27 protein-coding genes are annotated in these 21,436 nt (G+C 33.1%); 9 read left to right on the top strand and 18 right to left on the bottom strand.

All coding sequences use genetic code 11. The features are described 5' to 3' along the window. Positions 1–198 precede the first annotated feature (198 nt). Positions 199–972: a tetratricopeptide repeat protein gene (locus METIG_RS02510; protein ID WP_013798676.1), complete on the top strand. Its 774-nt coding sequence runs from the start codon at positions 199–201 to the stop codon at positions 970–972. A 12-nt stretch (positions 973–984) separates the two neighbouring features. Here the strand turns inward: METIG_RS02510 and METIG_RS02505 are convergent, their stop codons facing one another. Together METIG_RS02505 and METIG_RS02500 are read right to left on the bottom strand one after the other, a co-directional pair. Beyond that, entirely contained in the window at positions 985–1,503 is a 519-nt protein-coding gene (locus tag METIG_RS02505; RefSeq protein WP_013798675.1) for a helix-turn-helix domain-containing protein, read from the bottom strand. Continuing rightward, positions 1,500–2,051, bottom strand: coding sequence for a tyrosine-type recombinase/integrase (locus METIG_RS02500; RefSeq protein WP_013798674.1), 552 nt, complete (start codon positions 2,049–2,051; stop codon positions 1,500–1,502). The genes METIG_RS02505 and METIG_RS02500 overlap by 4 nt, the downstream gene beginning before the upstream one ends. 300 nt (positions 2,052–2,351) lie before the next feature. On the opposite strand from METIG_RS02500, the gene METIG_RS02495 reads away from it, so the two are divergent. Next, positions 2,352–2,837 (top strand): hypothetical protein, encoded by a 486-nt coding sequence (locus METIG_RS02495; protein ID WP_013798673.1) that lies wholly within the window; start codon positions 2,352–2,354, stop codon positions 2,835–2,837. A gap of 162 nt (positions 2,838–2,999) precedes the next feature. Continuing rightward, a complete protein-coding gene (locus METIG_RS02490; protein WP_013798672.1) occupies positions 3,000–3,383 on the top strand; it encodes a hypothetical protein in 384 nt (127 codons plus the stop codon). Between the two features lie 30 nt (positions 3,384–3,413). On the opposite strand, the gene METIG_RS02485 is transcribed toward METIG_RS02490, so the two are convergent. The 15 genes from METIG_RS02485 to METIG_RS02420 all read right to left on the bottom strand — a co-directional run bounded on the left by METIG_RS02485 (position 3,414) and on the right by METIG_RS02420 (position 14,142). Then, entirely contained in the window at positions 3,414–3,893 is a 480-nt protein-coding gene (locus tag METIG_RS02485; protein WP_013798671.1) for a hypothetical protein, read from the bottom strand. 1 nt (position 3,894) lies between these two features. Continuing rightward, entirely contained in the window at positions 3,895–4,221 is a 327-nt protein-coding gene (locus METIG_RS02480; RefSeq protein ID WP_048055498.1) for a hypothetical protein, read from the bottom strand. Then, positions 4,208–4,981 carry a hypothetical protein gene (locus METIG_RS02475; protein ID WP_013798669.1) on the bottom strand — a complete coding sequence of 258 codons (774 nt, stop codon included), beginning with the start codon at positions 4,979–4,981 and terminating at the stop codon, positions 4,208–4,210. Before METIG_RS02475 ends, METIG_RS02480 begins: the two co-directional genes overlap by 14 nt. A 9-nt stretch (positions 4,982–4,990) precedes the next feature. Beyond that, the gene (locus METIG_RS02470) at positions 4,991–6,334 is read right to left on the bottom strand and encodes an ATP-binding protein (protein ID WP_013798668.1); all 1,344 of its coding nucleotides are present in this window, start codon (positions 6,332–6,334) and stop codon (positions 4,991–4,993) included. Positions 6,335–6,482: 148 nt separating this feature from the next. Then, a complete protein-coding gene (locus tag METIG_RS02465) occupies positions 6,483–7,079 on the bottom strand; it encodes a hypothetical protein (protein WP_245527624.1) in 597 nt (198 codons plus the stop codon). Positions 7,080–7,111: 32 nt separating this feature from the next. Then, complete coding sequence (locus METIG_RS02460) at positions 7,112–7,567, bottom strand: hypothetical protein (protein WP_013798666.1); 456 nt, start codon at positions 7,565–7,567, stop codon at positions 7,112–7,114. An 8-nt stretch (positions 7,568–7,575) separates the two neighbouring features. After that, entirely contained in the window at positions 7,576–8,127 is a 552-nt protein-coding gene (locus METIG_RS02455) for a hypothetical protein (protein WP_013798665.1), read from the bottom strand. Between the two features lie 4 nt (positions 8,128–8,131). Further along, complete coding sequence (locus tag METIG_RS09510; RefSeq protein WP_013798664.1) at positions 8,132–8,269, bottom strand: hypothetical protein; 138 nt, start codon at positions 8,267–8,269, stop codon at positions 8,132–8,134. An 8-nt stretch (positions 8,270–8,277) separates the two neighbouring features. Further along, the gene (locus METIG_RS02450) at positions 8,278–8,568 is read right to left on the bottom strand and encodes a hypothetical protein (RefSeq protein ID WP_013798663.1); all 291 of its coding nucleotides are present in this window, start codon (positions 8,566–8,568) and stop codon (positions 8,278–8,280) included. 10 nt (positions 8,569–8,578) lie between these two features. After that, a complete protein-coding gene (locus METIG_RS02445; RefSeq protein ID WP_013798662.1) occupies positions 8,579–8,902 on the bottom strand; it encodes a hypothetical protein in 324 nt (107 codons plus the stop codon). An 18-nt stretch (positions 8,903–8,920) separates the two neighbouring features. Continuing rightward, positions 8,921–9,415, bottom strand: a complete 495-nt coding sequence (locus tag METIG_RS02440; RefSeq protein WP_013798661.1) for a hypothetical protein — start codon at positions 9,413–9,415, stop codon at positions 8,921–8,923. Positions 9,416–9,487: 72 nt separating this feature from the next. Continuing rightward, positions 9,488–11,371, bottom strand: a complete 1,884-nt coding sequence (locus METIG_RS02435; protein WP_013798660.1) for a hypothetical protein — start codon at positions 11,369–11,371, stop codon at positions 9,488–9,490. A 35-nt stretch (positions 11,372–11,406) separates the two neighbouring features. Continuing rightward, complete coding sequence (locus METIG_RS02430) at positions 11,407–13,464, bottom strand: PEGA domain-containing protein (protein ID WP_013798659.1); 2,058 nt, start codon at positions 13,462–13,464, stop codon at positions 11,407–11,409. A gap of 5 nt (positions 13,465–13,469) precedes the next feature. Continuing rightward, positions 13,470–13,799: a hypothetical protein gene (locus METIG_RS02425; protein ID WP_245527623.1), complete on the bottom strand. Its 330-nt coding sequence runs from the start codon at positions 13,797–13,799 to the stop codon at positions 13,470–13,472. Continuing rightward, positions 13,792–14,142 (bottom strand): hypothetical protein, encoded by a 351-nt coding sequence (locus METIG_RS02420; RefSeq protein ID WP_245527622.1) that lies wholly within the window; start codon positions 14,140–14,142, stop codon positions 13,792–13,794. Before METIG_RS02420 ends, METIG_RS02425 begins: the two co-directional genes overlap by 8 nt. A gap of 601 nt (positions 14,143–14,743) precedes the next feature. Here METIG_RS02420 and METIG_RS02415 point away from each other — a divergent pair. The 3 genes from METIG_RS02415 to METIG_RS02405 all read left to right on the top strand — a co-directional run bounded on the left by METIG_RS02415 (position 14,744) and on the right by METIG_RS02405 (position 16,012). Continuing rightward, positions 14,744–15,028 (top strand): 50S ribosomal protein L34e, encoded by a 285-nt coding sequence (locus METIG_RS02415; RefSeq protein WP_013798656.1) that lies wholly within the window; start codon positions 14,744–14,746, stop codon positions 15,026–15,028. A gap of 124 nt (positions 15,029–15,152) precedes the next feature. Continuing rightward, complete coding sequence (gene cmk / locus METIG_RS02410) at positions 15,153–15,689, top strand: (d)CMP kinase (protein WP_013798655.1); 537 nt, start codon at positions 15,153–15,155, stop codon at positions 15,687–15,689. Positions 15,690–15,772: 83 nt separating this feature from the next. Further along, on the top strand, positions 15,773–16,012 hold the full coding sequence (locus METIG_RS02405) for a 50S ribosomal protein L14e (protein WP_013798654.1): 240 nt from the start codon (positions 15,773–15,775) through the stop codon (positions 16,010–16,012). A gap of 209 nt (positions 16,013–16,221) precedes the next feature. Here the strand turns inward: METIG_RS02405 and METIG_RS02400 are convergent, their stop codons facing one another. Further along, the gene (locus METIG_RS02400) at positions 16,222–16,671 is read right to left on the bottom strand and encodes an Hsp20/alpha crystallin family protein (RefSeq protein WP_013798653.1); all 450 of its coding nucleotides are present in this window, start codon (positions 16,669–16,671) and stop codon (positions 16,222–16,224) included. A gap of 195 nt (positions 16,672–16,866) precedes the next feature. On the opposite strand from METIG_RS02400, the gene ftsY reads away from it, so the two are divergent. The 3 genes from ftsY (at position 16,867) to METIG_RS02385 (ending at position 21,219) form a co-directional block, all read left to right on the top strand. After that, positions 16,867–18,054, top strand: coding sequence for a signal recognition particle-docking protein FtsY (ftsY, locus tag METIG_RS02395; RefSeq protein WP_048055497.1), 1,188 nt, complete (start codon positions 16,867–16,869; stop codon positions 18,052–18,054). A 219-nt stretch (positions 18,055–18,273) separates the two neighbouring features. Beyond that, complete coding sequence (locus METIG_RS02390) at positions 18,274–20,337, top strand: hydantoinase/oxoprolinase family protein (protein ID WP_013798651.1); 2,064 nt, start codon at positions 18,274–18,276, stop codon at positions 20,335–20,337. Between the two features lie 258 nt (positions 20,338–20,595). Continuing rightward, positions 20,596–21,219, top strand: a complete 624-nt coding sequence (locus tag METIG_RS02385) for a fumarylacetoacetate hydrolase family protein (protein WP_048055496.1) — start codon at positions 20,596–20,598, stop codon at positions 21,217–21,219. Positions 21,220–21,436: the final 217 nt, after the last annotated feature.

Genomic DNA, 21,436 nt, shown 5'->3' with positions numbered 1-21,436 from the left:
TCATATTGGATGTTAGAAGAAATATTAAGAAAAGGAGAGTTTGAGATTATTTGAATTGCTTAATTTTTATTTTTTATTTGGTTTTTGGATTTATAAATTTGAATATATAAATTTTTAAGATAAAAAAATTCAAATGGAAAAAATTTTAATGAAAATAGCAAGATAATAGTATTTTTATAGAGGGGGAGGTGGTGCCTATTGAGGATTTTTAGTAAGTTGGGGTTTATATTTATTTGTGTAGTAGTTACCATCGCTGGATGTGTTGATATTCCCCAATCATCTAAAAATAGTAAAAATGAAATATCTCCCAACGTAGCAACTGCTTTCAATATGTATAAAGAGGGTAGGTATCAAACGGCTCTGATCTATTGTGATAAGGCAATTAAAGAAAATCCAAACGATAAGTGGGCTTGGTACCTTAAGGGAAAGATTTATTATCAGCTTAATGAATCAGCCAAAGCTGTAGAATGTTTTAATAAATCCATCCGAATAGACCCTAACTTTGCAGATGCTTATTTCTGGATGGGTTTAACATATACATCATACTATATTACTAATGAACCTTCCCACTATGCCGTAACATGTGATTACAAAACTGCAAGGAAATACATTGGTAAAGCAATAGAATTGAACCCAAACAAAGATATTTACTACTCTTATATGGCTCAGTGCTATATTCTTGATGACTTGGATAAATCTATCGAGTATATCAACAAAGCTATAGAATTAAATCCAGATAATGCGTATTATTGGGTTCAAAAGGCAGATTATTTAGAATTAAAAGGAAAATATAAAGATGCTCTATTGTGTTATGATGAAGCATTAAAAATAGAACCTGACAATGTGGATATTATGCTTAAAAAAGCAGAACTGTATCATAGAATGGGACTCACTTATAAAGAAAAAGAAATTTTAGAAGAAGTTGAAAAGATAGACCCACAAAAAGCAGAACTTTATAGATTTACTCATTAAGCGAGAATTAAATTAATCATCCTCGTTGGTATATTTTATTATCTCTTTTAATTTTTTATGGGTATTTTCAAAATCATTATTTTTAATATGCATTTCTAATTCAGAAAATAGTATTTGCACTTGTGGGGTGTATAGTTCATTTTTAATTAGGTATTCTTTATACTTCCAAACCAATTGCATAAGTTCTTCTTTTTTCATTTCTTTGATTGTTTCTTTTGCATATTCCCAAACTGTGGATTTTGATATACCCAATTCTTTCCCAACTTCTCTAATTGAGTAGCCTTCTTTTATTAAGTTAATAATCTTTTGCTTTATAGGGTCGTCAACTTTTTTCTTTCTCCCTCTTTTCTTTGTTTTTATTTCTAAGTATATGGTTGGTTCTTTTTTTAACATTTCAATTTTGTATTTCATTTTTTTGTTTTCATATACGCCTTTTGGAATTCTAACTAATACAAAATCTTTTTTGGATAGGTTTTTTATTCTTTCAATTTCTTTCCAATTTACTATTTTATTAAGGTCGATTTCAATCATCCTATCCTCCTTAAAACATCATCTGCTATCTTTTCTTGAGTGTATTTCATGATCATGTTCATGTTTTTGTGTTTTGTAATTGAGGCTATTATTTGGGCTGGGATTTGTTGCCTTCCTAAATGGGAGATGTATGCATACCTAAGGGAGTGTGTGTTGATTTTAAGGTTTGTTAAAAACCATTTTGATGCGTTATTTGCTATTCTTCTTAATTCTTTTCCTTTCCAAGATTCAATAACTTCTTTAACAGTTTCTAAATCGTTGTTTGTGATTTCTTTTGGTAAGATTATTTTTCTTTTTGTGTTGTCTTTTCTTTTTTCTACTTTGACTTTGACTTCTTTTTCATTTGTTTCTATTATTTTTATTAGCCCTTCAACTGCCTCCCCTATTCTGCATCCATTTCTTAATTGGATTAGTCCAATTAAGAGGTATGTGAGGGCAATTTTATCCTTTTGGTATAGTGGTTTTTTGGTTCGGTATTGTTCTATTAGTTTTAGTAGTTGTTTTTTGGCTTCTTCATAGTCGAGTTCCATGTCCCAATTATCTTTCATGGTATCCCCACCATGTTTAAGAGTGTCCAAAAATTTCTAACCTTGGGTAATAAAATAACCAAAAGATTACCTTTTACTGGTAAATCCAATAGGTCATAAAACTCTAACATCATCTGAATTTACATGATAAACAAGAAATATGGTATATCCACAGGAATAGATTTTTTGTCTATATTTTTTAGTCTTATGCAAAATTAATAAATAATCTAAAATCCAAAAAATAAACCAAATATTGTGAATGTTAATGTTTTCACTTCCCCTAACCTTCAACAATAAATAAAAAATGAGAATGGTGTTACTATGTTAAGCTATCACCCTACTGCTATTAAACTCAATAATGCAAGAGATGTAGTTCTCCGCAATGTAATTATAAAGAATTTTCCTGTAGGAATAGTTGCTGAGAATTCCCAAGTGTCTATGAGTAGAGTATATTTGCATAATAATGATATTGGTTTGGATGTACATAGTTCTAACCTTACGATAGCAAATAGCCAATTTTCCAATAGGGGGGCTGATATAGTTATTAAAGGCAAATCCAGGGTAGAAATTATTGATACAGTGGTTAGAAAAATACTAAACATTATCGGAACCTCTTCTCAATTAGATAATGAGGCACTTAATATTGGATATTTAGCACACAAAATCCTTACAACAACAGATGCTAATGAAAAAGAACATCTATGGAGCAAAATAAAACATTATATAAGAACTACTATAATTAAGGGAGAATATATTGCAGATTGGATAATAAGGATAAAAGGCCTCATTGAGATATTTGGTTTATGATATATCATCTCTCTATACCTTATTTCCTTTATTTTGGTCTTTTTGGTCTTTTATTGAAGTTGAGACATCAATGTAAAATGGTAAATAATAATATTTAAATACAATAACAACAGGATATTAAAATACCAACATGATTTCGAAGCTTTTGGGGGGTAATAGTCCATGAAAGTAATTATCAATATAAAATGTCCAAAAGATGACGCAGATGGGACACACTGGGAAGATTATACTATAGAAATCACTGAAGGGGGAGGGTCATTTCCAGTAACTTACGCCAATTGTAAGATTGTATCAGCTTATGTTCCTGTTATTTGTTGTGATTGTGGAGAAAGGTTTGATGCAGAGGTAGAGATTAACGAGGGTGAAAAAGTAGCTCAAAAAGTAAAAGATATGGATCAAGAAATATTATGGCCGATATCTTATGAAGGAAATTGTCCAAATTGTGGAAATCCTGTAGAATTTATAATAGATATGTGGGAATACCCACAAGGTCTTATAGAAACATTAGTTAAAGATTATTCTTCAAATGTAAAATTTATCAAATAATTAATGAGCCACAATTTATCCATAGTCCTCTTATCTTATTTTCCCTTCTTCAATGAGTTTTTTAAACTGCTCTAATTTTTCTTTGAAGTCTTTAGCTTCCCTCAGTTGTTTAATGTCTTCTTCTAATGCTTCTTGTATTTTCTCACAACTTAGGATGTCATTAATCGCTTTATTCTTTTCTTCAAGGAGTATTTGCTCTAATATTGATGGGTCTTCTCCAATTATTCTAAATAATCTTGTTAATGGTGCTGTCAATGCTGAAATCCTTCCAGAATGATAATCAATCCATATTTCGGCTTCTTCTACTCCACCCGTATAGGCAATCTTGCTTAAACTTAGATAATAAGCATCTTTTCTAAACATTGCAAGCAAATCATTTTTTAGCATGTTGATTTCTTCAAGTAGTTCGTTGTATTTGGTCTCATAATCATTTATTTCTCTTATTTCAGTTTGTTGTAGGTTTTGGATATTCTCTTGTCTATCCCTTTTGAATATACTTAAGAATCCCATTTTATTCACCTCCAAGTTTTGCTTTTATGAGTTCATTAAGCAGTTCTAAATCGTTTAGAATTTCAACTGTCAAAATCTTGATTCTATCTTGATACGTGATGTTATGTATGATTTTCAACCGTTCTCCTATTCTAATCATTATTTTTTTGTAAAGTTCATCAAAATTGATTAGTTTTTCTTCTTGTACAGGGGTTGTTTCGGGTTTGCGTTCTGGCTGGGTGTTTTCGGGTTTTTCAGTTGGTTCATCATCTCCAAAATCTGGAATTTTTATGTCTTCTTCTTCAAATGAAATGTCTTCAAAACCTTCAAAATTTTCATTCTCGTTCATCATAATCACCTAAAGATTTCAAGAACTTGTCAAAAGAGAAACTCATATCAAACCCTGCAAACTCTTTGGTTTTGGACGTCTTTTTCTTCTTGTCACTCATGGTTTCTTTTCCAATATATGCCCTCATGGTTGGGTTTAAGTTAAGAGCAGAGTCAATAACATTTGTGAGTTCATATCCAATTTTTTCAAGTGCATTCCTATACATCTCTGCTTCTTGGTGTGCCAATAGGTATGCAAGTCTTTCTCTTGGGTCTTTTGCAAGTGGGATTGCAATTTCAGTATGGTTGTCAACAATGGCAAAACTATGAGCATAGATTGTAATGATGTCCTCAGAAATGTCCAAACATTCTTCTGGAACATGCACTGCCCTATACTGCTCTTTTTTTCCAGTAATTAGTGATTTTATGGTTACAGTGAGTTCTTCAAGCCAGTCCATGCATCTTCTCCTGTATAGTATTACATACATGCCGTTTGGGTGGGGTATCATTGCTACTGGATATCCGTATATTTTTTCTCCCCTCCCAGTGTTCCAAATGATGATTTTTTGTTTTACTTTATATGGTGCCAATGCTACTAATGCCGTATTTTCTTTTTCTTTGTCAATTTTTTTCTTTTTTAGTATTTTGATTGGGTTTAATGTTTTTTCTTTTTTAGTTTCTTGGATTTCTGTGTTTTGAGGATTTTCTGGTTCTTGTTGTGGTGTATTTGGTGGTGTCTCTTGTATGTTGGGTTTGGTCTTGAGCTTTCCAAAGAGTCCCATATAGTCCACCTACAAGGATTGTGGATGTCTGTAGGTAATTCTTTCACAAAATTGTTTGTCGTAAATAAAATAGCCCCTAAACTTGTTCTTTTGTTTGATTTTCAAGTATTCATCTATTGAATTGCATTCTTCCATCATGATATCATCAATGTCGAGGTTTGGAACCATGTTTGCCAATAATTTAGCGTCATCTAATCTTACAACTTTCCCAACTATGGCAATGTGCATAGCACCGTCAATCAATATTTTATCTAATCCTGTTAGAAACTGGGTAGCTCCAAAGAGGTTTATTCCCAAAGACCTTCCTTCTCTGTAGATTTTTGTAATTGCATACTTTCCATGCTGGTTTGTTATGAAGTTTTGAATTTCATCAATGAAAAAGAAGACGGGGATTTTATACTTGAATGCTACTTTTATCGCCCACTCAACAATCATTTTAAAAATAAGGTTCTCTTCTTCATGGGTTAAATCGGAGTTTTGGGAAAAATCGATGATGTTAATTCTTTTTGGGGATATGTGTTTGAAGAAACTTTCATCTGAGGAAAATAGTCTGTCTTTTTTTAATCTGTCCATCGTTTCTTCAATTCTCATGTATGTTTTAGATGGGTTATCAGGGTTTTTCTCATGTTGGAGTGCAATTTCCAAAACTTTATCTGGGTCTCTAATACCCTCAATATCCCATATTTTTCTTAATCTTTCTCCGTGTAGTGTCCCAGTTCCGACATTTGTTAGGTTTTCAAGAAATGCATAGTTTATGTTGCTATATTTTATCTTTGCATCTATAACTTCAGTTTTCCAGCCGTTATCTGCTTTTATATTGTTTAGACGCCTTCTTGGCCTAAATACAAATCGAGTAACTGGATATGCTTTTGGTTCTAAACCAAAGTATCCCAAAATAGAATTATCTCCAGACAATCTTGTGTATTTTCCTAAAACATTTGGCATTCCCATGGCAAAATCTCCAGGGCTTCCATATAGGTGGGGGTATTTTTTCATTTGTTGGATATACCACTCAACGTATTTCCACGTCTTTTCTCCATATTTTTTCATGCATTGTGCTCGGGGATATTTTTGGGTTTCAATATAATAGATTTCTTTTATTTTTTCGGCTTTTGAAACGTCAATTTTTCTTTCAAAAACAAAGATTAATGGATAAATCCCTTTTTCGGTGTATGCCGCCCATATAGCTTCTATCATCCCCCTCATGACTGTTGTCTTTCCAAACCCTGAACCTCCAATGAATAATGTGTGATTTGCTTCTTCTGTTTTTATTGATAGTTTTCTTAGAGTTTTATTTCCGTGTTTTCTCCAACCTAATGCCTTCCCTCTACCAAGATATATTTGCACTTCCATAACTGGCCACCACTTTGTAGTAGTTAAAAAAATTAAAAATCCCTAAAAATTGTTATTTTTAGAAAATATTGATTTATTAGCCAAATAGCGAATAAAAAAATATATAGCATCGTGTAGTAGTTGAAAAAAAACAGTCAAAAAAAAGTTTTCACACTGGATAGTCATACCTTTTTTTGAACTTTATTAATAGTACTCCAATTATTAAACATACTAATCCCCCAATGATAACAGAAGTTTTGAAGTTAGAAACATCCTTTTTCCATTCATTATATGCCATAATGTATTCTTCTTTTGTTTCATTTGATTGTTTGTTGATTAAATCAGTTATAATTGATTTATATACTTCATTTTGTTGTTTGATTAGTTCATTTTCTGCTTTTAGTGTTGTAATTTGTTTTTGTAATTGTGTAATGTTTTTTTGTAACTCTACGTTCTTCTTTTTGTAAGAGATATATTCTGCTAACAATTTGTTTTTCTTATCAAGTTCTTTTTGTAATTTTGATATGTTTCTTTCTAATTCAGCAATTAGAGCATTATATGCCCTGACCATTACTGCAGTTTGGTTCTCTATGACAATTTTATGTATTATTGTGATGTTATCATCCCGAGTGGCACTGCTAACATTGAGTATGTAAATTGTTTTTCCATTAGTTGTGTTCTTCGGATAGCAAGTGTAATAGGTTCCAGTCTCTGGATTATACACCACAATTGAATTAGCATAGGCACCACTCAATAGGACCAGCATTAAAATAGTCATAATTTTTTGTATCATATTCCCTACCCAAAGAGCCCCTTAATCTTCACACTACCCGTTTTTCTATTAACTAAAACATAGCCCATGAAATCTCCTTTTGTTCCTTTCTTTCCAAATAATAACTTAAACTGCCAGTAATAGTTCCCATCTTTTTCATATTCTCTAATACTCCCAGGTTCAACATCAAGATAATAATTATGCTCTTCCAACATCTTGTTGTATTTTTCATCAAGGTATTTCTTAGCAAGATTGTACGCACCAATGGCAGTTATTGGATACTTTTTTGGTGGTGTTGATAGGACCACAAAAGAACCGTCTGAATACCTGATAGTATTGTTGATTATGACATATCCTTTTGCAGGATAGCCAAATTCTAAAAGTTTCTCTTTTATTATCTCATTATCGTCTTTCTGATGTCCTAAAATAGCAAAAGAAATTAAAAAGACAGTTAAAAAAGTAAAAAAGAGAATGCGTTTCATAATACCACTTATGTTATACTTATGTTGACAACTTCAGTTGTGTTCTCAGGGATTACATAGGTAACATTGTTATACAGTATCTCTAAGTAGTAATACATCTCCGAATATGATGTATTTACTGGAACAGTTATTGTTGTCGGCAATGTTACATTAGCAAGTGATGCTGCTTCAGTGAAGTTGGCATTGTCATAGGATGTAAATAACACAATACCGACGGTTATGTTCTCTTTTGATGCATCAACTGATATTATAGAACTGTTAGTTGAGTTGTCAAATACAGCAGCAGTTGAGAATGATAGTGTTAATGTTGTTGAATTATCATCGGTTACTGTTTCATTTACTGTTGAATTGTCAGTATTGTTAATTGTTTCATTAATTGTTGAATTTGTGTAGGTATCGTTTAGGTAGGTATCATTAGTTGTTGAGTTATCAGCTGTTAAATTTTGTAAAAAATCAATTAAAAATCCTCCACCCTCACTACTATGTGAGCTCATCCAGAACGCTCCAATGCATGTGAGCACCAGAGCAATTATTAATCCAATAGTAATGTTCCGTTCCATTTAATCACCTTTTTTTCTTTTTAGATTTTCTTTTATTTTTCATCATGTCTTTTCTATCAGCTTCAACAATGTTGCCTTGTTTGTCCACATAGTAGAACTTCCCCTTTTGCCTTTTTATTCTTCCAACTACTTTTTTAGCCATTTTTTCACCTATGTGGTTAGATTTGAAATGGTTTGGTTGATTGTTTGGTTCAGAGTTTCATTTATTGTCTGATTTATCAATGTGGATGTGTAGTTTTTGAGAAAATCAAGAATTATTCCTCTTTGGCCAAATATCACATCTTTTATTTGGTCTAAAAGGCCAAAGTAAGATAGTGCTATAAAAATCAGCACTGCTATTGCAATCCACTTTATATTTCTTAAAATAAAGCCAATTGCAAGGATAATGAGAATCTCCAACCAATGTTGCTGTATTATACTCAAAATAGAGCTTACATCCATTTCACCCACCTTAATCATCACCTTTAGCAAGATATCCAATTATAACTCCAACACTAATACCCAATATGACTTTAGAAATTTCTAAAACAATCTTCCCTACATCTTGCGTGTAATACAACATTATTAAAATACTAATGACAATTGTTGCAACTGCATCTCCAAAGCCCCAATCTCTAGATGCAAGCTTCCATACCGATATTATAACTAAAAATGTAGTAACACACCAAGCTAATGTCCCATCCAGCCCCAACTTTTCTCCAATTACCATTACCTTATCACTACACACAAAACATAGCAAAAAAGTTAAGATTGCTGCTATAACTTGCTGAATCACATATAATCACCTGTTCATTTATCCTCCAAACCCTGGAATATGAGGTATCAAAGTGAAATACTTTCCAAATGTTGCTATTGTAGCTCCTACCCATAAAAATAGTATGATTTCATCGTCTCCCGTTTCAGGAGCTAAAATATACAGAGTGAGCAATCCTGCAACAGTTATTACTGCTGGACTTACCGTTCCAACGTTTAATGTTAAAGAACCTGTAATCAACCATAAAATCCCAAAGAATGCGAGAACTGCTGTAAGGAACACTGCAAAATATGCAGAAGCATCATTTTTCGTTTGTACAAACGCATAAATGTTTTTGTACACATCACTCTTATCCACGAATTTGTCGAGTATTTCAACAAGAATAACAACGAGTAAGGGGAGTGATGCAAAGGTTGTTACTATCTCATTAAAAGTAACTGATTGCTGTCCTGCATAGTAGAATAATCCTCCTGCTGCAAGAGAACAAACTGATGCCTTTACAAACCACATTCCCCAGTTAGTTTTAGACGCCATAAAAAACACCTCCAAAATATTTGTTAAAGTTTGAAAAAGAGAATTTAAAAAATAAAAGAACACAAAAGAGCATTAGAAGAGCTTAAGTACAATTATCGCACCGCCAACGACCAAAATAATCACCACTAAAATAAGCACCCAATCTGGAATATTTCCAATTCCAAGGCCTTCTTTAAATGACTGCCAAGCACTACCCACCATAGAACCTGCACTGAACCATACTGACGGTTCATATTGTTTTGTAGTTTCTTCTATTTTCTGTGCATTCTGAATATCCAACTGTGCCTGTTCTTCCAATCCCCATGCTGTTTTTTGTGCTGCTGAGTAGTAATAGTCACCAATCATCTCATAGTTTTTTGACAACTTCAATGCTAATTTTATTTTGTCCGCATCTTTTGAACCTTCAATGCTTCTCAACTGTTCAATTGATTTATCATAATATTCTGCTGCTTTTTTTGCGAGATCTTTTGCATCTTCATTTGTTGTCTTATCTGCAAAGTTTAAAGCCGCATTTTTCTTCTTTTCAAGTGATGAAATCATTGTAGCTAAAGTGTCTTGTATCCTTGCAATGTCTTCATCAGTCATCTCATCTTTTTGCAGTAATTCAGCAATTTCTTGCACTCTTTCGTCACTTAGTGTTACTTCAGTGTTTGTTAGTACTGAAATCGCTGGCTTGGCAATTAACCATATTGGCAGTTCTCTTTGTCCTGCGTCATCATTAACTTTCACGTTTGCAAAAATCAAAATATATGTCTCATATCCTGTTGTTAGGTCATCTGTTTTATACTGTAAAGATGTAGCAAAAATATTCAAATTTCCAAGATCTCCAAAATTATCAGAAGATTTTGATGCAACAACCCAATTTCCATTATAATTTCTTAAAACAAATGCTGTAAAGTCATCTGCAATCACAGGGTTAAGTGGGTTAAAGTAGCTTGGATTAGCAATAAATGCAACTTTGTAATCAGCAGATGATGAGAGCACGTGAACAGGAGTTGCCCAAACCCTTGCAATCATATTTGAGACAGCACCATTAACATCTGTTTTGTATGCCACATATTCCCTTTTATCTGCGAACTTAATAGGTAATGAACCTGAGAACCCACCTGTTGAATATTTTCCAGCATTTTCATGATTCCATGCAGATAATGATGTAAGTGTTGCTGAAATTGGATCGTCTCTAACATGCTCTTTTACCTCTGTTACAGTACCATCCTCATGTGTAATTGTTTTCCAAATCCAAACTTCCCTGTAACCTTTCACCTCAACAACTAATTCAAACTTATCTAACTTAGAATTTAATAATTCCAATAGTTTTTCTCTATCAGGAGTTGTTAGCATGCTTTTTGCTATTCCATAATATGGATCGGGCGTCTTAACAATAAAATGCCATGTGTATTCAGAGTTTCTTAATATTTTATCTCCTTTCCACGTTGTTATCCACCATTTCTGTCCATTACTATCCACCACATAAACCTTGACTTCCTGGATGTGGACCTTATTTTCACTTGGATCGTCTGCGCATGGGGCATATATATTTATCAATACTGGGAATGCAGAAGGTCCATAAATTTTATCAGGTCCTTTAAGTGTTACCCTAATATCTGCCAAACTCCCAGTAACTTGCTTATCATACGCTACCAACGTAGTTTGAAGTTGTTGCCTTAATTCCAAAAGGTCCTTTGCAACTTCATCCTCAGATGTTGCTTTTGTCATTGCAAATGTGCTTTCAATATCAGTATCATTTATAAGCTCCTTGTCAGTTGGCATCTTACCATCAGTAACTACTGCAGAATCTTTTTTCATGTCTAAGTCAAGTTCCCCGTCAGATATATAATCGATTGCGGCACCGATGAGTAGCCCTACAAGCACTCCTGCAACGATTGCAGGAATAATCCCTCTTTTTGATTTTAACTTTTTTAAAACAAATCTTTTAGATGCTTTTAAAAACCACATAAAACCACCTAAAAAATGAGATTTTAAAAAAGAGATTATCTTTTCATAATAAAGTATGCCCCAATTCCCCCAATTAAAAGAATACCTACTGCCAATGCCCATGTTGGAATGTCCTCTCCCCCACCAATTGGAAGGAATGAACTTTCAACAATCTTCAATACAACTTTGTCAGTGAATATCGGTTTTGAACTATCTTTTTCGAATACTTGAACTGAAATTTCATAACTATCATATTCTAAATCATCTGGAACTTCAAACTTTAATTCTACTGTTTTTGTTTCTCCAGGTGCAATTGAAAACGTAGTCTTTGGAGTCTCTGAATTATTTGAAAATATACTGCCAGTGATTATTGCATCGTAGTATTTTACTTCATTAGTTGGGTTTTTTATTTCCAATTCAACTGTTGCTACTTGCCCCTTACCTGCTTCAACTTCTGGAGTTAGAAGTTTTATTGGCTCAACTACGGTTATTGGAACGTATGTTGTTACCTCTCCGTTTTTTGCTGAAATTTCTAAAACATAATTTCCTGGAGCAGTTATTGGGATTGTGAATGTTTGAGTGTCATAAGCGCTTAGTGCACCGCTTTTAGACCAAATTACTGAACCATTAGCATTCTTTAACATTAACAATACTGAATAATCATCTCCAGACTGTTCAATAATAGATACTTCATTATCCCCAATACTCCATGATGGAGGTTGTTGCACAATGAATGGTAAATCCTGAACTTGATAAGTAATGGTTTTCTGAGTAACATACTCATTCCCAAGAATATCAGAGCATATGAATCTAACAATAAATTGATGCCCTCCAGTAGAATCAGGAGTTGCAAATACAATCTTCACATTTGTAGGTTCTTTAAGATCCCCAATAATATATGAACCATCATTAGATTCTGGAATGTTTATGCCGTTCTTTTGGATCTTTATGACATCAACTCCCGTAATGTACAATTTGGTTGAATAGGCATCTTGAATTGGTTCAAGATTTAGAACTACTTCAAACATTGAGGATGGATAAGTTTCAATATCCTCAGGTGTTTGTGAGATTTTCAAAATGCTTTTAGTTGGGAATAATTCGATTGTTATGTTTTTGTCCCCATCTACAGTTATTGTCCTTGTATCATTCCAATAACCACCCTTATGGAAGATTAAAGTATATTCTCCATAAGGCATATTAGTTGTAAAAGTTCCATCAATTGTTGTTGTTAAATCTCCTGAAACACTTACACCCGCTAAACTTTCTCCTGAAAGCCCATCAACTACTTTAATATTTACAGTTCCATAATCAAAACTAACTGTATTGTTTATATCTGATTGAACATCTACTGTTTTTTCGATTGATGAAATTCCACTAATAACTACTTTAACTGTATAAGTTCCAGGCTCTTTGAAAGTTGTAAAAACTCCATTTTCATCAGTTGTTCCTTCTTTAACTCCATCAACATATACTTCAGCACCTGGTGCGGTTTTTATTGTTAAAGGATATTTAATACGTTTATATTGAACAATAGATGCCGAAATTCCATTATTAGTTATATTTTTCACAGGAGCCTTAGAGAATATAGCCCCCTTCGTCCATGAAGGTCCAACACCATTATCCCACACTTTAATTACAATAGTATTCAGAGGTCTAAGATTGTATGCGTATGTATTTCCAGATAAGCGATTTCCGCTGTCATCGTATATTCCACTTCCACCACCAGGTGTATAACCCCCTATTGCAATAGTCGATGGCATTGTATAATCCTCAAATTCAATAATACATGATGCCGAACGACTTGCTGAGCCCCTGAATGTAACAACGTATCCGTATGGAATTTCTACAATCTCTGGTGGAAATGCAAAAGCATTTCCTCCATCATATGGAAGAATGAATCTAATATAATCTTTCTCTGTTGGAAATGTTATAATTCCATTTCCAATGAAATTATACTGAGGAGTATAATACTTCCACGTAATGGACTGTAACGTTTGATTAATTACATCATCACTCAGCCCATCAATCTTAACCATATAAGATTCAGCACTTACCGCAGATATTGATACTACTGCTAAAAGTGAAAGCAAAATAAATAATATTTTTTTCACCATAGTAATCACCCCTCAACAAAATAGTCCATGGTAATCAACAAAACAAGAATTCCAATCCAAAACAGAATTTCATAACTGAACCCATCCAAAAACCCCCGAATGAAGATAGTTGCCAGATAAATATCATAAAACAGAACTCTAAAACCAGCCCCAAGTGGTTTAATATTGATAATATCTTTGTTTCCCTTATTTGTCAAACTCCAATGAATAATCAAACCCACAATAGTACCCAAAATAGCAAACTCCGTTAAAATCAACTTCTTCCAAATTAGATAAAAAGAAACCCCCAAAAACAACAACATTTGAATAATTGATTTAACACCCAACTCAACCACCCTGTAAAACAGAATTTAAAGCAGTTTCTAAAATCTTATAATCTTTCCACCGAGGATGTTGCCTTTTTAACTCTTCAACCTTTTCCATGAACGCTTTTTTCTCATCACCACCCAACTTTAACTTACTCGCTATTTTTCCAGCAACAATTTTCAATCCCTGCAAATTTGAACATTGGGCATTTTTGTAGATTTTTGAGCCTAAAAGAACACTACACTCTAAATTTTCAACATCCACCTTAACTGGATGCACTTCGTGCTCTAAATAATCCTTTTGATAACATAAAACAGGATTGAGACAATAAGGACAAACATGCACATACACAATAACCCCTCCAAAATCCAAAATAATCAACTTTTTAAAAAGACAACGACACTAACCTCTACCCTAAAGCCCCCTCCTCATAGAACGTATCTCGGAAGGGGAAGGGCTAAAAAGAGTAGTTCAATCCAATATTAGTATAGAATTACTACAATCTATATATTTATACCTTTCGATATATTCTGCAAAATTTTAATCTTACAAACCAATATTCCAAAAATAGCAGTCCTTTAAAATTTTCTTTGAGATTATCAAAAAATAAGGTTAAAAACATTATCGGATTTATGCTAATCTTGAAAATAACACTTTTGTTTTAATAGAAAACTTTATATATTAGTTTTGTATTTACTATATCACAACGCAATACTTGAAATCCCATGGGGCTCTGCCCCGCAAGGGTTCAAATCCCTTCCCCTGCGCCATTTATTTTAATGTTGTTTTGATTGTTTTCTATTTTCATTATTTTATATTCGAAATTGTCATAAATATATTTAAATTTATGGATTAATATGTTGTTTATCAACTCTTTTGGAGACATATAAAGAGTAGTGGCATCTTAATACCCAAAATCTTTATATATTTTAAGATTAAATAGATGTTGGAAAATTTTATTGGAGGTTATAAAATGCCTGCTCCAAGGTACAGATCAAGTTCATACAGGAAGGTATATAGAAGAGTCCCTGGAAACAGGACTGTAATCCACTACAGAAGAAAAAAACCAGCAAAGCATAAGTGTGCAGTTTGTGGGAATATTTTAAATGGAGTCCCAAGAGGAAGGCCTGTTGAAATAAGAAAACTTGCTAAGACAGAGAAGAGGCCAGAGAGGCCATATGGTGGCTACTTGTGTCCAAAATGTTTGAGAAGATTAATGATCCAAAAAGCAAGAAGCATGTCAAATATAACTTTGTAAACGAATAGGAATTTAACTAATTTTTAAAATACCTTCAAAATTTTCAAAAATTTTTAAATGCGAAAAGTATATATACTAATTTTTAAATTTTAAAGAAGTTATTCAATTAAGTTAAGGTGTAAGCATGATCATAACCATTGGGGGCCTGCCAGGAACAGGAACAACAACAATGGCAAAGAAAATTGCTGAAAAGTATGGTTTAAAGCACGTTTGTGCAGGATTCATATTCAGAGACATGGCAAAAGAAATGGGCATGGATTTATCAGAGTTCAGTAAGTATGCAGAGGAAAATGAAGAAGTAGATAAAGAGATAGACAGAAGGCAAGTAGAAATGGCAAAAGAAGGGAATATTGTACTGGAAGGAAGATTAGCAGCATGGATGTTAATGAGAAATAACATAAAAATAGATTTGGCAATTTGGCTCAAAGCCCCCCCAATGGTTAGAGCTGAGAGAATAAGTATTAGAGAAAATGAAGATGTTGAAGAAGCCATGAGAAAGATGCTCGAAAGAGAGCAAAGTGAGAAAAAAAGATATAAAGAGATATATAACATAGATATAGATGATTTATCCATATATGATTTGGTTATCGATACATCAAAATGGGGTGTTGATGGGGTATTTAATATCATCTGCACCGCAATCGATAACTTAAAAAAGTAGGCAGATGATATTAATACCTCCCCATTTTGAGAATGAGTTGTGATTGGCGACAATCACAACAACAAAAAATGAGGTGAGGTATCATGCCAGCAATTGAAATTGGGAGAGTTTGTATAAAAACAATGGGAAGAGAAGCAGGAAAAACATGTGTTATTGTCGACATAATAGACAGAAACTTTGTCCTTATTGATGGAGAAGTTAAAAGAAGAAGATGCAACATAAAACACATTGAACCAACAGACAAAAAAGTAGATATTGAAAAAGGAGCTTCAACAGAAGAAGTTAGATTAGCATTAGATGCTGCAGGATTATTGAAAAACTAAATTATTTAAAAAATAATTGCTAAATACAACTATAATTATTCTATTCTCAATTCTATGCTTATTTTTTTATTTTTTGCATGGTTTTTTAGCTTTATAAGTCCAAAGATTTCATTTAAATGTAATTATCTTAAAAATTTTATTTATTAATTTAAATTAATAAATCTAAAAAGCAAAAAATAAAAATAAAATAAAAAAATCACATTACGAATTTACTCAATATTAATTCCTTTCTTAACAGATTTTTCTGCTTTAGGTAATGTGACAATTAATAATCCATTTTCGAATTTAGCTGATGCGTTTTCTTCTTTTACAGCTGCTGGTAATTTTATTGTTCTATATAATTCTTCATCTTCTGGAATTTCTGAGTAGACAACTCTTTCAGATTCTGTTATCATTAATGGGGCTTTCTTAGCCCTTATTTCAAGTGTGTCTCCAACAGCATTTAATACGATGTCTTCTTTATTGACTCCTGGAAGCATTGCTACGACTTTAATGTGTTCATCCCCTTCAATAATTGCAACTGGCATGAAACCTTTTCCGGAGATTTCTATTGATGTGCCCCCTCCCATTCTGTAGGACATTCTTGATGTTGTGAATGGAGTCATGAACATTTCCATCATCATTTTTTCAATTTCTGCAAATGGGTCTCTTCCGAACATGTAGTATCACCCCCTACACTAAAAGGTTTGTTCTTAATACTATTTATTCTTTATCTTCATTACATACATACCGTTGAAGTTCTATATAAATTTTTCGGTTTTGTTCATTTTTGTGACACAATATTAAACATACTAAATTAATATATATAAAGGTAAAAAGTTTAAGAACAATGAAAAATTTTCATGGTGACAATCATGTTTGGAAAATTAAAGGAAAAACTGGGAAAGACCATCTCAAAACTCACTGAAAAAATATACAAAAAAGGAGAAGCAAAAGAAGTAACTATTGAACAATCAAAGGAAGAAAAACCCCAAACTCAGATGGAAAAAAGTGAAAAAAAATCGCCATTCGGATTTTTAAAACGTGATACCCCAACCAAAGATAAGGAAAAAGAAAAAACAATAGAAAAAATAGAAGAAACTCCGCAAAAGAAAGAAATCAGTTTCTTTGATAGGTTCAAAATTACAAAAACAATTAAAAAAGTTCTTAAAAAAGAGGTTGTTATAACTGAGGATGATATTGAGGATGTTTTGGAAGAGTTGGAGTTAGAGTTGTTGGAAGCGGATGTTGCTTATGTTGTTGCTGAAAAGATTATTGAATCATTGAAGAACCAGTTGGTTGGAATGAAAATCTCTCCTAATGATGACCCAGAAGAAATTACAATAAATGCATTAAAAAATGCTATAAAAGAAATTTTATCACAAGAACATATAGATGTTGAGGAAATTATTAAAGAAAAAAAGAAAAAAGGAGAACCGGCAGTATTTGTATTTGTAGGAATCAATGGAACTGGAAAGACCACATCTATTGCAAAGTTGGCATATAAATTAAAAAATAAGGGTTATTCTGTTGTTTTAGCAGCAGGAGACACATTTAGAGCAGGAGCAATTGAGCAATTGGAAGAACATGCAAAAAATGTTGGAGTTAAGGTTATAAAGCATCAAAAAGGAGCTGATAGTGCAGCAGTAATCTATGATGCCATACAGCATGCAAAGGCAAGAGGTATTGATGTTGTTTTGGCAGATACTGCAGGAAGGCAGGCAACAAATGTCAACTTAATGGATGAGATTAAGAAAGTTGTTAGAGTTACAAAGCCAGATTTGGTTATATTTGTTGGGGACGCATTGGCTGGAAATGATGCAATTTATCAGGCAGAGGAGTTTAACAATGCAGTGAATATTGATGGAGTTATCTTAACTAAGGTTGATGCAGATGCAAAAGGAGGGGCTGCATTATCTATTGCCTATGCTATTGGAAAGCCAATTTTGTATTTGGGTGTTGGACAGAGGTATGAGGATCTAATTGAGTTTGATGTAGATTGGATGGTGAATAAATTGTTTGGGGAGGAAGAGGTTAAGTTCTCAACGGAGAGAGAATTCTAATTGAAACTTTTAGAAAAAGTTGAACAAAACTCTTCGAGTTTTGTAGCTCGAACCTTCGGTTCGATTAAACGAAAACCTTTTCGGTTTTCGTAGCCCAAACTTTACGGTTTGGTTTCATCAAAAAGGAAATACCTCCTCGCTGACGCTCGGAGGTATAGATAATTGTTATTTTGTTTTTTATTTTTTAATTTAATTTTATTAATTTTGAGGGGGATTTTTATGGGAAGATACAGAGTTGGTATTGATATTGGAGGAACATTTACAGACCTTGTTTATTTTGATGAAGATAGCAAAGAGTTCCATATAACAAAAGTCCCAACAACACCAAAAAGTCCAGCAATTGGGGCAATTAATGCAATAAAGGAGGCAAAAATAAATTTTAATGAGATAGATATTCTTGTCCATGCAACTACCTTAGGAACAAACATGTTTTTAGGGCAGGAACATCTTTTACCCCCAAAGATTGCATTAATAACAACAAAGGGATTCAGGGATGTTATTGAAATAGGAAGGCAGAGAAGACCTAAACTTTATGATTTATTTTTTGAAAAACCAAAGCCATTGATAAAAAGAAGAGATAGATATGAGGTTGAGGAGAGGATAGGCGCAAATGGAGAAATAATAACGCCACTAAATGAAGAGGAACTATGTAAAATTGCCAAAGAAATTAAAAATAAAGGATATGAGGTTGTTGTTATCTCTTTCTTACATAGTTACAAAAATCCAATCCATGAAAAGAAGGCAAAGGAAATAATAAGAAAACTCTACCCAGATGTTGATGTTATTACCTCCCACGAAATCGATCCCGAATATAAAGAATATGAAAGAACAAGCACTACTGTGGTAAATGCCTACCTAAAACCTTTAATGTCAAAATATCTCAAAAATTTAATAACTTCTTTAAGAAATGAAGGATTTAATGGGAAATTTTATATTATGCAGAGTAATGGAGGAGTGTCTAACATTAAATATGCCACTGAAAGGCCTGCGGCATTTATCGAATCTGGCCCCGCAGCTGGGGCAATCGCAGTAGCTTATTACTCAAAAATTTTGGGGGATGAGAAAGTTATTGGCTTCGATATGGGGGGAACTACTGCAAAGGCATCAACAATAATCAACCACGCCCCATTAATAACAAATGAATATGAAGTTGGTGGGGAAGTTCACGCTGGGAGGTTAGTTAAGGGTTCTGGTTACCCCGTTAGGTTTCCATTTATTGATTTAGCAGAGGTCAGTGCTGGTGGAGGGACTATAGCATGGATTGATGAGGGAAATGCGTTGAGAGTTGGTCCAATAAGCGCTGGTGCCGATCCTGGGCCGGTTTGTTATGGAAAGGGAAATGATAAACCAACAATAACAGATGCAAATTTAATTCTTGGAAGATTGGGAGACAAGCTTAGTGGAGGAGCATTAACATTAAGGAAGGATTTGGCAGAGAAGGCAATATCAAAATTGTCGGAAAAGATTGGAGAGAGCATAGAGGATGTTGCATTGGGAATAATAAGATTGGCAAATACAATAATGGCAAAGGCATTGAGAATAGTTACGGTAGAGAGAGGATATGACCCAAGGGACTTTGTTATGTATGTTTTTGGAGGAGCAGGACCGTTGCATGGTGTTGAGTTGGCGGAAGAGATGGAAATTAAATCAATATTAATTCCCCCTTCATGTGGGGTTTTCTCTGCGTTGGGGCTTTTGCTATCTGATTGCAGAGTTGATAAAGTTAAAAGTATATTAAAGGATGCAGATGAAGTTGATGAAGAAGAAGTAGAAAATATATTTGTTGAATTGATAGAAGAAGGAATTAAAGAAGTTGATGGTTTTGAGGAAATAAAAATAATTAAGCAAATTGATGTTAGATATAAAGGGCAATCGTATGATATAACAATCCCATGGACTGGGAATTTAGAGGAGGTTATAAATAATTTCCACAAGAAACATGAGGCAATTTATAAATTTAGCTCATTGGATGAGAATGTTGAATTTGTTAATGCAAGAGTCACAATTGTTGGTTTATTAACAAAGCCAGAGATAAAATACAATGAGATAAAAGAGTATGTTCCAAAACCTAAATGCTATAGGAAAGTTTATTTCAGCAATGGATGGGAAGAAACCCCAATCTACAATAGAGATAAACTTAGGCCTGGAGCAACATTTGAGGGCCCTGCGATAGTTGAGGAATATGACTCAACAATTGTTATCCCACCAAATTATCACGCTATTGTGGATGGTTATGGAAGCATAAGGATTGAGAGGAATTATAGTATTAAAGAAAAAATATAAAATATCCATTATAGTCATTCTACAATTAAGCAAAATCCTTGCGGATTTTGCAGCTCTTCGCTTCGCTTCGAAACCGAAGGTTTTAAATCTACGCTCACTTCATGAGCTCCGATTAAATGACATTTAGCATAACTCTAATTTAAATTGGAGTTTTGTTAAATTACCTAAAATTGAAAATTTAATATTATGGACAGTATCATATTTTGTAGAACGACTATACTTAAATCCAAATTCAATAAAATGAAAATGGTGAAGTATATGGATATAAAAAACATAAAACCAACAAAAATTATTTGTGTGGGGTTAAATTACATAGACCATGCAAAAGAGTTAAACATGGAAATTCCAGAAGAGCCGATAATATTCATGAAACCCCCATCATCAATAATCTATCATGAAGATACCATCATAAGACCTAAAATTTCAAAAAGAGTGGATTATGAAGTCGAATTGGCAGTAGTTATTGGGAAAAAAGGAAAAAATATTAAAAAAAATGAGGCAGACAATTACATATTAGGATACACAATCCTAAATGATGTAACAGCGAGGGACTTGCAAGCGAAGGATGGACAATGGACAAGGGCAAAGTCATTCGACACATTCTGCCCAATAGGGCCGAGAATAGTTAAAGATATTGACCCAATGAATTTAAATATTGAATGTAGAGTAAACGGAGAAATAAAGCAAAAATCAAACACCAAAAACATGATTTTTGATGTTTATGAGTTGATTGAATTTGTATCTTCAATAATGACACTTTATCCTGGAGATATTATTTCAACTGGAACTCCTCCGGGGGTTGGAGAGCTTAAAAAAGGAGATGTCGTTGAGTGTGAAATTGAAGGTATAGGAGTTTTAAGAAATTATGTTGATGACGAATAAGAAGGATGCCGAGCGAAGCGGGGCATTCTGTCCCGTTTCGATGAAACCAAACCGTAAGGTTTGGATTACGAAAACCTAAGGTTTTCGTTTAACTTTTTGGCTCATATGTAATTTTAGGCGAACATTTATAGTTATTCTATCAACTTCTGTACTAATCAATATCTTTTTTATAAATTGAGTTTCGCTAATGTGATAAGTAACAAATTTATTAATTTAA

The sequence above is a fragment of the Methanotorris igneus Kol 5 genome, from assembly GCF_000214415.1.
In the GTDB taxonomy this organism is placed as follows: Archaea; AGJL01; Methanococci; order Methanococcales; family Methanococcaceae; genus Methanotorris; species Methanotorris igneus.
Note: the sequence above shows the minus strand (reverse complement) of the source record. Positions and strands in the feature narration are given on the sequence as shown.